At 69.8% G+C, this 13,846-nt stretch carries 12 protein-coding genes; 8 read left to right on the top strand and 4 right to left on the bottom strand.

Going from position 1 to position 13,846, the window contains the following annotated elements; all coding sequences use genetic code 11:
• Positions 1–60 precede the first annotated feature (60 nt).
• From Hhyl6_RS08010 to Hhyl6_RS08000, 3 genes are all read left to right on the top strand, one after another.
• Entirely contained in the window at positions 61–657 is a 597-nt protein-coding gene (locus Hhyl6_RS08010; protein ID WP_483738686.1) for a TetR/AcrR family transcriptional regulator, read from the top strand.
• Positions 654–2,138 (top strand): MATE family efflux transporter, encoded by a 1,485-nt coding sequence (locus Hhyl6_RS08005; protein ID WP_483738685.1) that lies wholly within the window; start codon positions 654–656, stop codon positions 2,136–2,138. Before Hhyl6_RS08010 ends, Hhyl6_RS08005 begins: the two co-directional genes overlap by 4 nt.
• A gap of 95 nt (positions 2,139–2,233) precedes the next feature.
• Complete coding sequence (locus Hhyl6_RS08000) at positions 2,234–3,619, top strand: protein kinase domain-containing protein (protein WP_483738684.1); 1,386 nt, start codon at positions 2,234–2,236, stop codon at positions 3,617–3,619.
• A gap of 15 nt (positions 3,620–3,634) precedes the next feature.
• Here Hhyl6_RS08000 and Hhyl6_RS07995 read toward each other — a convergent pair whose 3' ends face one another.
• On the bottom strand, positions 3,635–4,171 hold the full coding sequence (locus Hhyl6_RS07995) for a Rieske (2Fe-2S) protein (protein WP_483738683.1): 537 nt from the start codon (positions 4,169–4,171) through the stop codon (positions 3,635–3,637).
• An 85-nt stretch (positions 4,172–4,256) separates the two neighbouring features.
• Here Hhyl6_RS07995 and Hhyl6_RS07990 point away from each other — a divergent pair, with 85 nt between their 5' ends.
• Positions 4,257–4,481, top strand: coding sequence for a hypothetical protein (locus Hhyl6_RS07990; RefSeq protein ID WP_483738682.1), 225 nt, complete (start codon positions 4,257–4,259; stop codon positions 4,479–4,481).
• A gap of 9 nt (positions 4,482–4,490) precedes the next feature.
• On the opposite strand, the gene Hhyl6_RS07985 is transcribed toward Hhyl6_RS07990, so the two are convergent.
• Together Hhyl6_RS07985 and Hhyl6_RS07980 are read right to left on the bottom strand one after the other, a co-directional pair.
• Complete coding sequence (locus Hhyl6_RS07985) at positions 4,491–5,441, bottom strand: AEC family transporter (protein WP_483738681.1); 951 nt, start codon at positions 5,439–5,441, stop codon at positions 4,491–4,493.
• Positions 5,442–5,883: 442 nt separating this feature from the next.
• Entirely contained in the window at positions 5,884–6,828 is a 945-nt protein-coding gene (locus Hhyl6_RS07980) for an ABC transporter permease (RefSeq protein WP_483738680.1), read from the bottom strand.
• A 278-nt stretch (positions 6,829–7,106) separates the two neighbouring features.
• Here Hhyl6_RS07980 and Hhyl6_RS07975 point away from each other — a divergent pair, with 278 nt between their 5' ends.
• From Hhyl6_RS07975 to Hhyl6_RS07960, 4 genes are all read left to right on the top strand, one after another.
• The gene (locus tag Hhyl6_RS07975) at positions 7,107–8,285 is read left to right on the top strand and encodes an ABC transporter permease (protein ID WP_483738679.1); all 1,179 of its coding nucleotides are present in this window, start codon (positions 7,107–7,109) and stop codon (positions 8,283–8,285) included.
• A 2-nt stretch (positions 8,286–8,287) separates the two neighbouring features.
• Positions 8,288–9,361, top strand: coding sequence for an ABC transporter ATP-binding protein (locus Hhyl6_RS07970; RefSeq protein WP_483738678.1), 1,074 nt, complete (start codon positions 8,288–8,290; stop codon positions 9,359–9,361).
• Entirely contained in the window at positions 9,354–10,622 is a 1,269-nt protein-coding gene (locus Hhyl6_RS07965) for an ABC transporter ATP-binding protein (RefSeq protein ID WP_483738677.1), read from the top strand. The genes Hhyl6_RS07970 and Hhyl6_RS07965 overlap by 8 nt, the downstream gene beginning before the upstream one ends.
• Before the next feature lie 69 nt (positions 10,623–10,691).
• On the top strand, positions 10,692–11,870 hold the full coding sequence (locus Hhyl6_RS07960) for a thiolase family protein (RefSeq protein WP_483738676.1): 1,179 nt from the start codon (positions 10,692–10,694) through the stop codon (positions 11,868–11,870).
• 130 nt (positions 11,871–12,000) lie between these two features.
• Here the strand turns inward: Hhyl6_RS07960 and thsA are convergent, their stop codons facing one another.
• A complete protein-coding gene (thsA, locus tag Hhyl6_RS07955; RefSeq protein ID WP_483739684.1) occupies positions 12,001–13,683 on the bottom strand; it encodes a thermosome subunit alpha in 1,683 nt (560 codons plus the stop codon).
• Positions 13,684–13,846 lie beyond the last annotated feature (163 nt).

Below are 13,846 nucleotides of genomic sequence, written 5' to 3'. Positions count from 1 at the left end.
GACTCGCCGGCGACGTTCCAACCGACGGATACTTGACTGACTGGTCAGTTAGTTACGGTAATGAGCGACGGCGACACCTCCGAGGACATCATGAGCGCTACCTACCGGGCGCTGTGTGCCCACGGGTACGCCGACCTGACGATGCAGGACATCGCCGACGAGTCCGAGAAGAGCAAGGCGGCCCTCCACTACCACTACGACAGCAAGCACGACCTGCTGTGTGCGTTCCTCGACTACCTGTTCGAGGGGTTCGTCGAGCGCACGGCCGACGTCGGCGGCGAGGACCCTCACGACCGCCTCCGCGCACTCGTCGACGCGGTGCTCGACAAGCCCGACGACGACAGCGAGGAGTTCGGGACCGCAATCCTCGAAATCCGTGCGCAGGCACCGTACGAACCCGGATTCCGGGACCGACTGACCCGGTTCGACGAGTACCTCGCCGACCGACTCACGGCCATCCTCGAAGACGGCGTGGCGGACGGCACGTTCGACCCGGAGATGGACCCCGAGGACACCTCCCGGTTCGTCGTCACGGTGTTGACCGGCGCGGCCACCGAACGGGTCACCGCCGGCCGGTCCGTCGAGTGTACGCGGCGGATGCTCGCCGAGTACGTCGAGACCCACGTGCTGGCGACCGAACAGGAGGTAGAGGCGTGAGTCCGCGCGGCCGGGTGAACGCCCTCGCCGAGCGACTGGGCGGCCTGTTCAAAGGGCAGGAGGACCTGGACCTGACGAGCGGTCCCATCGGGAAGCCCCTCCTGTACCTCTCCTTTCCCATCGTCGTCACGAACCTGCTCCAGGTCGCGTACAACCTCGCCGACACGTTCTGGCTGGGGCAGTACTCCACGACGGCGCTGGCGGCCATCTCCTTCGCGTTCCCGATGATATTCCTGCTCATCTCGCTGGGGATGGGCCTCTCGGTGGCCGGCAGCGTCCTCGTCGCCCAGCACACCGGGGCCGACGAACCCGAGGCGGCAGAGTACGCGGCCTCCCAGACGCTGACGTTCGCCGTCGGGGCCTCCGTCCTGCTGGGCGCTATCGGCTTCTTCTTCGTCGAGGACTTCCTCTCCCTGCTGGGGGCGTCTCAGCAGGTCCTGCCGGGGGCGACGGGCTACCTGCAGGTCGTCTCGCTGGGGCTCTCGACGATGTTCGGCTTCTTCGTGTTCATCTCGCTGATGCGCGGGGCCGGCGACACCGTCACGCCGATGGTGGTGATGTTCGGCACCGTCGTCCTCAACATCGCGCTGGACCCGTTCCTCATCTTCGGGTGGGGGCCGTTCCCCGAGATGGGCGTCGTCGGGGCCGCCGTGGCGACCATCTTCTCGCGTGGACTGGCCTTCGCCGTCGGCGTGGTCATCATGCTTCAGGGGAACCACGGCATCACGGTCAACCCCCGCGACATGGTGCCGGACCTCTCGTACCTCCGGAAACTGCTCGAACTCGGCATCCCGGCGTCCGTCGAGGGGACGGGCCGGGCGCTGTCGGTCAACGCCATGCTGTTCATCGTCGGGACGTTCTCGGTCACCGTCGTCGCCGCGTTCGGCGTCGGCATCCGCGTGTTCTCGCTGGTGTTCATGCCCGCCATCGCGATGGACCGCGGCGTCGAGACGATGACGGGGCAGAACCTCGGGGCCGACCGGCCCGACCGCGCGGCCGAGGCCAACCACTTCGCCGCGAAGTTCTCCTTCGTCGTCCTCACCGCACTGGGCGCGGTCACTATCTTCGCCGCCCCCGCGGTGGTCAGCGTGTTCAGCGACGACCCCGACGTGGTCCAGATGGGCGCGGAGTTCCTCCAGTGGGTCGCGCCGACGTTCGGGTTCATCGGCATCGTCCGGTCGTACTCCGGCGGGTTCCGTGGCTCCGGGAAGACGCTCACCGCGGCGGCGCTGGCGGTCACCATGCTCGGCGTCATCCGCCTGCCGGTCGCGTGGGTCGCCTCCCGACCGGTGGCGGTGCCGGCGTGGGTCGGCCCGACCGTCGCCGACCTCTTCGAGCAGTCGCTGGCCGAACAGGGCATCTGGCTGGCGTTCGGCGTCTCCAACGTCCTCGCCGCGGGCATCGCCGTCGCGTGGTTCCTCCGGGGCACGTGGCGCGAGGCCGACCCGCGTGCGGAGAGCGCCGCGGTGGCCGACGACTGACGGCCCGCCGCACGAGCGGCGCTGGCCCCACGCTCGGCCGTGTGACGGCCGTCTGACGTAGATTCTTGGGTGTCGCTGGGGAACCGTCCACGCGTATGAGTACGGGCGCGCGGTCGGGGGACCGGGAGGGCGAGCGACTGCTCTCGGTGTTCGGCGGTCCCCTGCTCTCGGCGCTCGACGGCGACGCGCCGCGCGAGGCCGCACGCGCCCTCTGCCTCCTCGCCGACGCCGACGACTCGCTCGCCCGACCGCTCGCCGCTCGCCTCCTCCAACGGGTGCCCGAAAACACCGACCGGCGACCGCTCTTGCGGACGCTGGCGACGCTCGCGGCCGACCACCGCGAGGCCGTCCGGGCGGCGCTGTCCGACTGCGACGCCGACCGGCAGGTTCGGACCGCCATCGAGACGGCCGACGGGTGGTCCTTCGCGGAACGGGCCGACGGCGGGAGCGTCACCGACGCGGTCCGGCGGGTCGTCGAGACGGACGACCCGCGCGACCCCGGCCCGGGCGTCGCGCAACGTCGCCCGGGAGAGACGGGGCCGGACGCCGACCCCGACCGGGCGGCCGAACGCGAACGACGGGGCGACCCGGCGGCAGTCGACCGGCGCGACCGACTGGCCCGCGCCGAGCAGTCCCGCGCGTTCCGCGCCATCAAACTGTTCGGCGAGTTCGACGACCTCGCCGTCGTCGAACCGGAGCAGGCAGTCCGCTACGGGTCGGTCCTGCGCACGCGAGCGACGCTCGACGGCGAGGAGGTCGGCGTCGCCCTTCGCCTGTTCGACCTCCCCGACGACGCCGCCGCCCGCACCGAGTTCGCCGCCAGCGTCGCCGAGGCCCTCGCCCGGTGGGACGGTGTCGCCGACCACGACGGCCTCGTGACAGTCCACGACTGGGGGGACCACCCCCGGCCGTGGGTAGCGACGCCGTACCTCGACGGGTCGCTCGCGGACAGGGGCCGGCCGGGGGTCGAACGCGCTCTCCGCGAGGCGGCCCACGTCGCGGGCGCTGTGGCGAACTGCCACCGCAACGGGCTCGTCCATGGGGGACTGGACCCCGAGGCCGTCGTCTATCCCGCGCGGAACATCGACGGCTTGCCGGCCCCGCGACTCGACAACGTCGGCCTGATGGACGCCGTGCGCGCCCACTTCGAGCCGTCGTCGTACCTCGACCCGCGCTACGCCGCCCCCGAGTACTTCTCGCGGGAGTACGGCAGCATCGACGCTGCCACGGACGTCTACGCGCTCGGGACGGTGTGCTATCGCCTGTTCACCGGGCGTCCGCCGTTCACGGGGAGTTACGACGCGGTCCGCCGCGGCGTCCTCCACGAGCGACCGCCGGCCCCGACGACGGTGAACCCGCGGCTCCCGGACGCCGTCGACGAAATCGTCGCGAAGGCCACCGCGAAGGACAAACTCACCCGCTACGAGACGGCCGCGGCCGTGCGCCGCGACTGCTGGCGGCTCGTGCAAGCGCTCGACTGACCCGGCCGCGGCCGACTACCGGACCGTGGTTCGCTCGAAGCGGTCGTCGTCGAGGTAGACGGCCCCGTCGCGCACCGTCACCGCGACGCTGTCGAGGGCGTCGCCGGCACACGGACCGTGGGTGCAGACGCCGTCGTCGCGCTCGAACCGCGCGCCGTGCTTGTGACACACCAACTGGTCGCCCGAGACGATGGCCCCCGTTCCCGTGTCCAAGGGGACCTCGGGGCGGTGCGGACAGGAGTTCCGCCACGCGACGACGGCGTCGTCCGAGCGGTGGAGGATGCAGTCGACGCTCCGCCGCCCGTCGACGGCCCCGAACCGGAGCGTACTGTCGCGAGGGACGTCGTCGAGGGCGACGATGCGCCGTGGGTCCGTCTGGGACGCGGCCTCGGCCGAACCCGCGTCGTCGTCCGCGTCGGCGTCACCTGCCGGCGTGTCGAACCGGAAGCGCACGCTGGCGTCGCCGGCTTCGACTTCGCCGTCGTCGTCGTGGACGCGGACCTGCTCGGTCGCGTCGCCGTGTTCGACGGTCACCTCGACGTGGTCGGTCATACTGGGGCCGTCGGTACGTATCGCCCATAACCGTGTCGAGACGCGATGCACAACCGAATTGAGGCCGCCGGTCCAAAACGGTCGTATGGACCCAGAGAACGTCACCGTAGACGTCGAAGTCGAAGTGGAAATCGACACCGAGGAACTCGAAGCCGAAGTGGAGGACGCCACCGAGTTCGAGGCGACCCTCGACGCGGACGGCGTGGAAATCGAACTGGAGGCCGAAGTGGAGTTCGAACACGCGGACGAGATAGACGAGGAGGACACCGACGCGGACGAGATAGACGAGGAAGACGACGAAGAGGCGTAACCCGACCGCTCACAGCACCATCCCGGCCTGCAGCGCCGCGACCAGCAGCGTCACGGTCAGGACGCTCGCCACCGTCGTCACCAGCACCGTCGCGCTGGTGAACTCCCCGGGGGCGATACCCTCCGCGTCGCGGCTGAACGCGCCGACGAGGATGAGCGACGTCACGCTCGTCGGCGTCGCCAGCAAGAGGACGACGACGCGTCCGACCGTTGGGTTCGCGAAGCCCACGAGGAGGACGACGCCGGTGGCGACGACGGGCGCGAGCAGGAGGCGCATCCCGCTCGCGGTGCCCACGGGTCGGAGCGTGTCCGTCCCGTCGACGTTCGAGAGTTGGATGCCGAGTATGAGCAACATCACGGGGATGGAGGCGTTCCCGAGCAGTTCCAGCGTCCTCATCAGCGTCGAGGATTCGGGTGGAACGACGCCCAGCCACCGGACCGCCAGCGAGACGACGACGGCGTACACCAGCGGCACGCCGAACACCCGGCGCATGTCCGAGAGCGGGTTGCTCTCTTGGCCCCGCGCCGCGACGTAGATGCCCACCGTGTACAGGAGGACGCCCTGCAGGGCGGTCACCAACACCGCCACGCTCCGCCCCGTCGCGCCGAACGCGAAGTCCGCCAGCGGGATGCCGTAGTTGCCGGTGTTGGGGAAGACGGTGACGAGGACGAACGCCCCCAACAGGGGTTCCGAGTGCCCGGAGAACCGTCCGACCAGTTCCGCCACTGCCAGCATCGCCGCGGTGAACCCGAGGACGGCCACCACCACCTGCAGGATGGTCCCGCCCGCCAGTTCCGAGGTGGTCAGGCTGTGGACCACGAGCGCGGGCGCGAGGACGTACACCGTGACGGTGGTGAGGCCGTCGGCCTCGACGCCCTCGTACCGGCCCAGCAGGAAGCCGAGGACGGCGACGCCGACGACGGGGAGGATGGCCGTCGCGAAGATTCCGAGCAGTGACACGCCGCTCACTCGCGTACCGACGCAAAGAACCCTTTCGACTTCACCCGGTGTCGAGCGCCGCTGTCGCTCAGCAGAGGTCGTACCGAGCGATTTCGCGTGACCCGCACGACCGGCAGACCTCCGGCCGTTCCCGCATCGTCACGCCGCAGATTCGACACTCGTAGCGGATGCAGGACCGGGCTCCGGCCAGCAGTCGGCTGATTCGACTCAGCAGCCACATCCCGTCCCGCCCCGTTTCGCTCCACCGGTTGACCCGAGCATAGCGGAGGCAACCGGGCCGGAGATATAACTGTATTTACCGGTCGATTTCTAGGTGGCTACGTTCGCCCACACTTCAGTTCGATATGCACATGATTGCAAATCTATAACGTTCGTCTTCAGTCCTATCTGCTATCTAAGTACCTGCCGATGAGATGCAGGTGCGTTCGACGTGACTGCCAGTTCAGCGCTCGTCGGCGTCGATTCGGGGGTCCAGCAGGCCGTACGAGAGGTCCTGCACGACGTTGCCCAGCACGCCCACGGAGACGATGACGAGCGTCCCCCCGAGCAACACGGGCAGGTCACGCGCCTCGACGGAACGGAACAGGAGCAGTCCGAACCCCTCGACGCCGAACAGCACCTCGATGACGAACACCGCGAGTACCAAGAGCGCGAGCGCTTCGGTGAACACGAGCGAGAGGATGGGGACGGCCGCGTTGCGGAGGACGTGCGCCCCGACGCGGCGCGGACCGGCCCCCGTCGCCGTCACGAGGCGGACGAACTCCGCGGAGGCGTACTCGACGGCGTGTGCCCGGGCGTAGCTCACCACGCCGCCGAGCAGCGTCGTCGCTGTCAGCAGGCCGGGGAGGACGTACCCGAACACCAGCGGGTGCCGCGGGACGACGCCGCCGGCCGCGAGCGACACGAGGAGGCCGCCGACCCAGAAGTTCGGCACGGCGAAGAGGAGATACGTCGTCCCGAGGCCGTAGTCGGCGACGCGACTCTCGGGGTTCAGCGCCACGTACAGCCCCAGCGCCACCCCGACGAGGACGGCGAAGCCCAGCGCCGGGAGGACGTACGCCGCCGTCCGGCCCGCCGCGTCGAGGACCAGCGGGAACACGGGTTCGTTCAGCCGGAACGACGTGCCCCAGTCGAGCGTGAGCATGCTCCACATCCAGTCGACGTACCGCTCCCAGAGGGTGCGGTTCAGCCCGCGTGCGGCGAGGTACTCGGCCGTCGCCTGTTCGACGGCCGAGTCGTCTGCGCCGCTCCACTTGAGCGCGCCGAGGCGCCGTGCGAGTACCCAGTCCTCGGTCACGCTGAAGAGCGCGAAGACGGACGTGAGAATCGCCCACGACGCGACGAGGCCCAGCGTCGCCCGCCACGCCACCACGCGGAGGTGTCTCATCCCGTGCCCTCCGCCGCACACGGTGGGTCGCCGGGCCGTCCCGACGCTGCGTGGCCGCGAGCAGTCCACCGCGAGGCGAGATTGTGGGGCTGTCGGCAGCGCACGGGGGCGAGTCGACTGCCTCGTGGCGGGGGTGCGGCGCTGTCGGCAGCGAACGGGCAGGTGGAGGGCATCACTTCCCCTGTTGAACGCTACCACGGCAAAAAGCCAGCGACGGGGTCGGTGGCGACGAACAGGTGGATTTTTGGGTCTCGTGTGGCCAGTTAGCATGCCCCTCCATGGACGAGTCGAACGAACGCCCGCGGTTCCAGCGCGTCGAGTGGTCGGAGATACGCTCACGGCGGCGAGCCACGCCGGAACGCGTCACGCTCCTCGCGGGTATCGTGGTCCTGCTCGCACTGTTTCTGTACGACTTCTACGTCGCTCACGTCTACCTCGTGGGTTCGTGGGAGGTGCGGCCGATAGACTGGGTGGTCGTGCTCGGTCTCGTCTGTCTCGTGGCCTACGGCGTCGTCCCGGCGCTCCGGCGGCCCCGGACCACGCGCCGTGTCCTCCGCGAGGTCCGGTCGCGGCCGACGCTCCTCGTCGCCCTCGTCACCGTCGGTGTCTTCGCCTTTCTCGGCGTCGTCGTCGCGCCGCTGGTCGGCGAACCGTCGCTGAACTTCCTCTACGCCTACCAGCCGCCGGCGGGGTTCTCGGCCGAGATATGGAACACGGGGTGCCGCGGGACCGTGGCCGAGGGGCCGGGCATCACCCGCTTCTGTCGCGGGTCGCTGTACTACCCTTTCGGGACGAACCACCGGGGCCACCCGATGGAGTACATGGTCTTCTCGGGGGCGCGCACGGCCGTCTACGTCGTCGTGTTCGCGGCGGCGTTCGTCGTCCCCCTCGCCACCGCCGTCGGCGTCGCGGCGGGTCTGCGCGGCGGACGGCTGGACGACCTGTTGATGACCTACGTCGACGTTCAGCTATGCGTCCCCGCGCTGTTCCTCTACTTCATCGGCCACGTGTACCTCGGCCCGTCGATGCTCCTGTTGCTCGTCACCTTCGGCCTGCTGAGTTGGGGCGGCATCGCTCGACTGGTCCGCAGCGAGGTGCTCCAGCGGCGGGAGGACGGCTACGTCCGCCTCGCACGGAGTCTGGGGGCCTCGGACCGCTACCTCGCCACGCGACACGTCCTCCCGAACGTCACGAACACGCTCGTCCCCGCGGTGTTCCACCTCTTCGCAGTCCTCGTCGTCGCCGAGGCCGGCGTCGCGTTCCTCGGGTTCAGCGACGTGGAACTGCACTCGTGGGGGTCTACCATCGCCGAGGGGTTACACACCGACCCCATGCACCCCCACGAGGTGTGGTGGATTTCGGCGCTTCCGGCACTCGCACTGACGACGCTCGTCGTCGCGTTCAAACTCGCGGGCGACGGTCTGCGCGACGTCTTCGACCCCCGAACGGAGCCGTGACCATGTCCGGAGATGTCAACTCCGGGCGACGCGGCCGCACCGAGGACGGTGGGGCCGAACCGCTGTTGTCCGTCGACGGCCTCCGGACGCACATCCACGCCGACCGGGGCACCGTCAGGGCCGTCGACGGCGTGAGCTTCGCCGTTCACCGCGGCGAAGCGGTCTGTCTCGTCGGGGAGTCCGGCAGCGGCAAGAGCGTGACGCTGGAGTCGCTGACCGGCATCGTCCCTACCCCGCCGGCCGAGGTGGTCGAGGGGTCGATAACGTTCGACGGGACCCCGCTCCACGAGGCCGACACGGACCTGCGGTCGTTCCGGGGGAACCGCATCGGTCACGTCTTTCAGAACCCCCAACACGCGCTGGACCCGGTCTACACCGTGGGCCGGCAACTCGTCGAGGCCGTCACCGTCCACCGTGCGATGAGCGACGCGGCGGCCCGCGAGCGCGCGGTCGAACTGCTCGGTCGGGTCGGCATCCCGGACCCCGCGACACGGGTCGACGACTACCCCCACGAGTTCTCGGGCGGGATGCGCCAGCGGGTCGCCATCGCCATCGCCCTCGCCGCCGACCCGTCTCTGCTGCTCGCCGACGAACCGACCACGGCCGTCGACGTCACCGTGCAGGCCCGCCTCCTCGACGTACTGCGTGACCTGCTGGCCGACGGGATGGGGCTGTTGCTCGTCACCCACGACCTCCGGGTCGTCGCGGAACTCGCCGACCGCGTGCTGGTCATGTTCGGCGGCACCATCGTCGAACGCGGCCCCGTCGAGTCGGTGTTCGAGCGCCCGGCCCACCCCTACACCCAAGCGCTGTTCGACAGTTACGACGGGGTCACTGACCGACCGGACCGGCCCGCTCGGAGCGACCTCCCGACCGACGGCTGTCGGTTCCGAGCGGAGTGTCCCCACGCCGTCGACGCCTGTGCGGGGCCGGACAGACCACCCGCGTATCGGGTCGGCGCCGACCCGGAACACACCGCCGCCTGCGTCCACTACGCCGCCGACGCCGACGCGTCAGCCCTTCTCGCGGAGGCCCGTGACGCTCGACCGGTCCAGTCGGGAGGTGACGATGACTGACAGTCCACCCCTCCTCGAGGTCAGGGACCTCGAACGACACTACCCGGTCACCGAGGGACTGCTCCGGCGGGAGGTCGGTCTAGTACGGGCCGTCGACGGCGTGAGTTTCACCGTCGAGCGCGGTGAGACGTTCGGCCTCGTCGGCGAGTCCGGCAGCGGCAAGACCACGACGGCCCACACCCTCCTCGGCCTCGAATCCCCCACCGGCGGCGAGGTCCGTTTCGACGGCGACCGGGTGAGTGACCTCTCCGGGGCCGCCGAGCGCGCGTTTCAGCGCCGTGCGCAACTCGTCGTGCAGGACCCCAACGAGGCGTTCAATCCCCGGATGCGCGTCGGCGAGGCCGTCGCGGAACCGCTCGCCCTCCACGGGATGACCGACGACGAGCGCCGACGGGCAATCGTCGACGACCTGCTCGAACGCGTCGGTCTGTCGGCGGCCGACGCCGACCGATACCCCCACGAGTTCTCCGACGGGGAGAAACAGCGCCTCGCTATCGCTCGGGCCCTCGTCGTCGACCCCGACCTGCTGGTGGCCGACGAACCGACGAGCGCGCTCGACACCCGCGTCGAGTCCGAGATTCTCGGTCTGTTGGCCGAGGTTCGCCGCGAGTTCGGCGTCGCAGTCCTGTTCATCAGCCACGACATCGACGTCGTCCGGCGGTTCTGTGACCGCGTCGCCGTGCTGTACCTCGGCGAAATCGTCGAACGGGGGCCGACCGACGCGGTGCTGACCGACCCCGCCCACCCGTACACGAAGTTACTGCTCGACGCCGTGCCGTCGCTCGACCCGACCGACCGGGGCCTCGGCGAACCGCTGACCGACACCGTCCCGGACCCCGCCGACCCGCCCGCTGGCTGTCGGTTCCATCCGCGCTGTCCAGCGGTGATTCCACCCGGGGACGCCTCGCTCGCCCCGGAGACGTGGTCCGCCGTCGCCGCGTTCCGGTTCACGCTACGGGCCGGGGACCTCCCGCCCCGGGTCGCCGAGGCGACGGACGCCGCGACGGTCCGAGACCGCTTCGACGTGCCGGACGAGATACCCGACGCGTCGGTCGAACGCGCCGTCGCGGACGCCGCCGAAGCGGTTGCCGACGGCGACCCGGCCCGGGCGAGGGAGCGCCTCGCGGACCCCCTCTCGACCGTCTGCGAACGGGAGACGCCCGAGACGGCGGAGATGGACGGTTGCTCGGTCCGGTGTCACCGATACGACCCCGAGCGGACGGGCGACCCGCTGGCGTCTCCGGACGGGTCTCACCGATAGGGCGCTTCGGGTCGACGGGAGTGTCGCTACGGCCGAACAGTGATGTGTCACGCCCGACTCACTCGACGCATGCAGGAGGCGTACGTCGTCGACGCGGTCAGGACTCCGTTCGGGGCCAGAGACGGGTCGTTCCGCGACACCCACCCGCAGGACCTCGCGGCCGAACCGCTCGCCGCCCTCGAAACGCGCAACGGGTTCGACGGACGCGACGTCGAGGACGTGTTGTACGGGTGTGTCGTCCCCGTCGGCGAGCAGGGACTGAACGTCGGCCGCATCGCCCCCATGGTCGCCGGGTGGGGGGACTCGGTGCCCGGCGTCCAGATGAACCGGATGTGTGGCTCCGGCCAGCAGGCGGTGAACTTCGCCGCCGGACAGGTTCGCGGGCGGATGGCGGACCTCCTCGTGGCCGGCGGCGTCGAGCACATGACGCGCGTCCCGATGGGGAGCGACACGCCGGGCGAGGGCCACAGCTACGCCGACCCGAGCGGCGTCACCGACACCTACTTCGAGCACTTCGAGGAGTTGACCACGCAGGGCGAGGGCGCCGAGCGCATCGCCGAGCAGTGGGGGTTCTCGCGCCGGGAACTCGACGAACTCGCCGTCGACTCACAGCGCCGGTGGGGCGAGGCCGTCGCCGACGACAGATACGCCGAGCAGGTGGTCCCCGTCGAGACGACGCTCGACGGCGAGTCGGTGGTCGTCGCCGAGGACGGCCACCCTCGACCCGACACCGACGTGGAGACCCTCTCGAACCTGTCGCTGGCCTTCCGCGAGGAGGGCGAGGGCGTCGTCCACCCCGGCAACGCCTCGGGTATCGTCGACGGCGCGGCCGCGACGCTGGTCGCCTCCGGGGCGGCCTGCGAGGACCGCGGCTGGGACCCGCTCGTCCGCATCGTCGACACCGCCGTCGTCGGCGTCGACCCGACGACGATGCTCACGGGCCCGATTCCGGCCACGGAGCAGGTACTCCGGCGCAACGACCTCGCTATCGACGATATCGACCGCTTCGAGGTGAACGAGGCGTTCGCCCCCGTCGTGGCGGCGTGGCTCGAAGAGACTGGCGCCGACTGGGCGAAGACGAACGTCTGGGGCGGCGCTATCGCCCACGGTCACCCGCTGGGTGCGACCGGGGCGGCGTTGCTCGGAAAGCTCCCCTACCAACTCGACGCCTGCGACGGTCGCTACGGGCTCTGTACGATGTGCATCGGGTTCGGACAGGGCATCGCGACGCTCGTCGAGCGGGTCTGAACGGCGCGGTCCGGCCCGGTTCGGCGTCGGACGAGCCGCGGGCTGGCGACGCGGACAGAGAGAGAAGAGTCGGTTCGCGAGCGGTTCAGCGGGTCAGACGGATGGGGTTGGTGGCGTCCTCAGGGGGCGCTTACATCATGCCGCCCATGCCGCCGCCCATGCCGCCCATGCCGCCGCCCATGCCGCCGGGCGCGCCGCCGGGGCCGCCGGGACCGCCTTCCTCGTCGTCGTCGTCGCCCTGGCCACCCTTCAGGTCGCCAGCGGCGATGACGTCGTCGATGCGCAGAATCATCACGGCCGCCTCGGTGGCGGACTCGATGGCCTGGGTCTTGACGCGGAGGGGTTCGACGACGCCGTCCTCCTCCATGTCGACGACTTCGCCGGAGTAGGCGTCGAGGCCGGCGGTCACGTCGCCGCCGTCGTGCTTGCTCCGGAGGTCGACCAGCGAGTCGATGGGGTCGTGGCCCGCGTTCTCCGCGAGCGTGCGCGGGATGACGTCGATGGCGTCGGCGAACGCCTCGACGGCGAGCTGTTCGCGCCCACCGACGGAGTCGGCGTAGTCACGCAGGCCGAGCGCGAGTTCCGTCTCGGGGGCACCGCCGCCGGGCAGGACCTTGCCGTCCTCCAGCGTGGCGGCGACGACGCCGAGCGAGTCCTCGATGGCGCGCTCGACTTCGTCGACGACGTGTTCGGTGCCGCCGCGGAGAATCATCGTGACGGCCTTGGCGTCCTCGACGTCCTCGACGAAGATTCGCTCGTCGCCGGCGATGTCCTTCTGGGCGACGGAGCCGGCGAAGCCGAGGTCGTCCTCGGTGATGTCGTCGATGTTCGAGACGATGCGGGCACCCGTCGAGCGCGAGAGGGCCTCGATGTCGGACTTCTTCGCGCGGCGGACCGCGAGGATGCCCTCCTGGGCGAGGTAGTGCTGGGCCATGTCGTCGATGCCCTTCTGGCAGAAGACGACGTCGGCGCCGGCCGCTTTGAGCTTCTCGACGTACTCCTTGAGCTGAGCCTCTTCCTGGTCGAGGAACTGCTGGAGCTGGTCGGGGTCGGTGACGTTGACCTCGGTGTCCAGTTCCGTCTCGGGGACCTCGATGGCCGTGTCCAGCAGAGCGACGTCGGCGTCCTCGACGGCGAACGGCATGTTGTCGTGGACGCGCTCCTTGTCGACGATGACGCCCTCGACGAGTTCGGACTCGTCCGTGGCGCCGCCGACGACGGTCTCGAGCTGGATGTTGTCGGTGTCGACCGTGCCGTCGTCCTCGGCGACGGACTGGACCGCGCGGACGACGAGTTCGGCGAGGACGTCCTTCGAGGATTCGGCGCCCTTGCCGGTCATGGCCGTGCCGGCGACCTTCTCGAGGGTCTCGGTGTCGTCGGCGTCGACCTCGATGGCGTTCTCCTCGAGAATCTCCTTGGCCTTCTCGGCGGCCTGACGGTACCCCTGTGCGAGGATGGTCGCGTGGATGTCCTGGTCGAGGAGTTCCTCGGCCTTCGACAGCAGTTCACCGGCGATGACGACGGCCGTCGTCGTGCCGTCGCCCACCTCGTCCTCCTGGGTCTGGGCGACTTCGACGATCATGTTGGCCGCCGGGTGCTCGATGTCCATCTCGTCGAGGATGGTGACGCCGTCGTTCGTGACGACGACCGACCCGGAGTTGTCGACGAGCATCTTGTCCATGCCCTTCGGGCCGAGTGTGGTCCGAACGGCCTCCGCCACGGCCGTCCCGGCCGTGATGTTCATGGACTGTGCGTCCTTCCCGGAGGTTCGCTGGGACTCCTCGGAGAGTACGATCATGGGCTGGTTGCCCATCTGCTGTTGAGCCATAGTCAGACGATGATTGAATGTGATTCTATATAAAGCTTGTGCTGACGGCCGATGTATCACCGCACTGTCTATCGCTCTCGACGGTGTGGCACGGTGTACCGTGGTGGGTTTAAATACCAATCTCGTGCCGTGAGGCCGGAGTTTCGGG

This window comes from Haloarcula sp. H-hyl6, from assembly GCF_056934455.1.
Note: the sequence above shows the minus strand (reverse complement) of the source record. Positions and strands in the feature narration are given on the sequence as shown.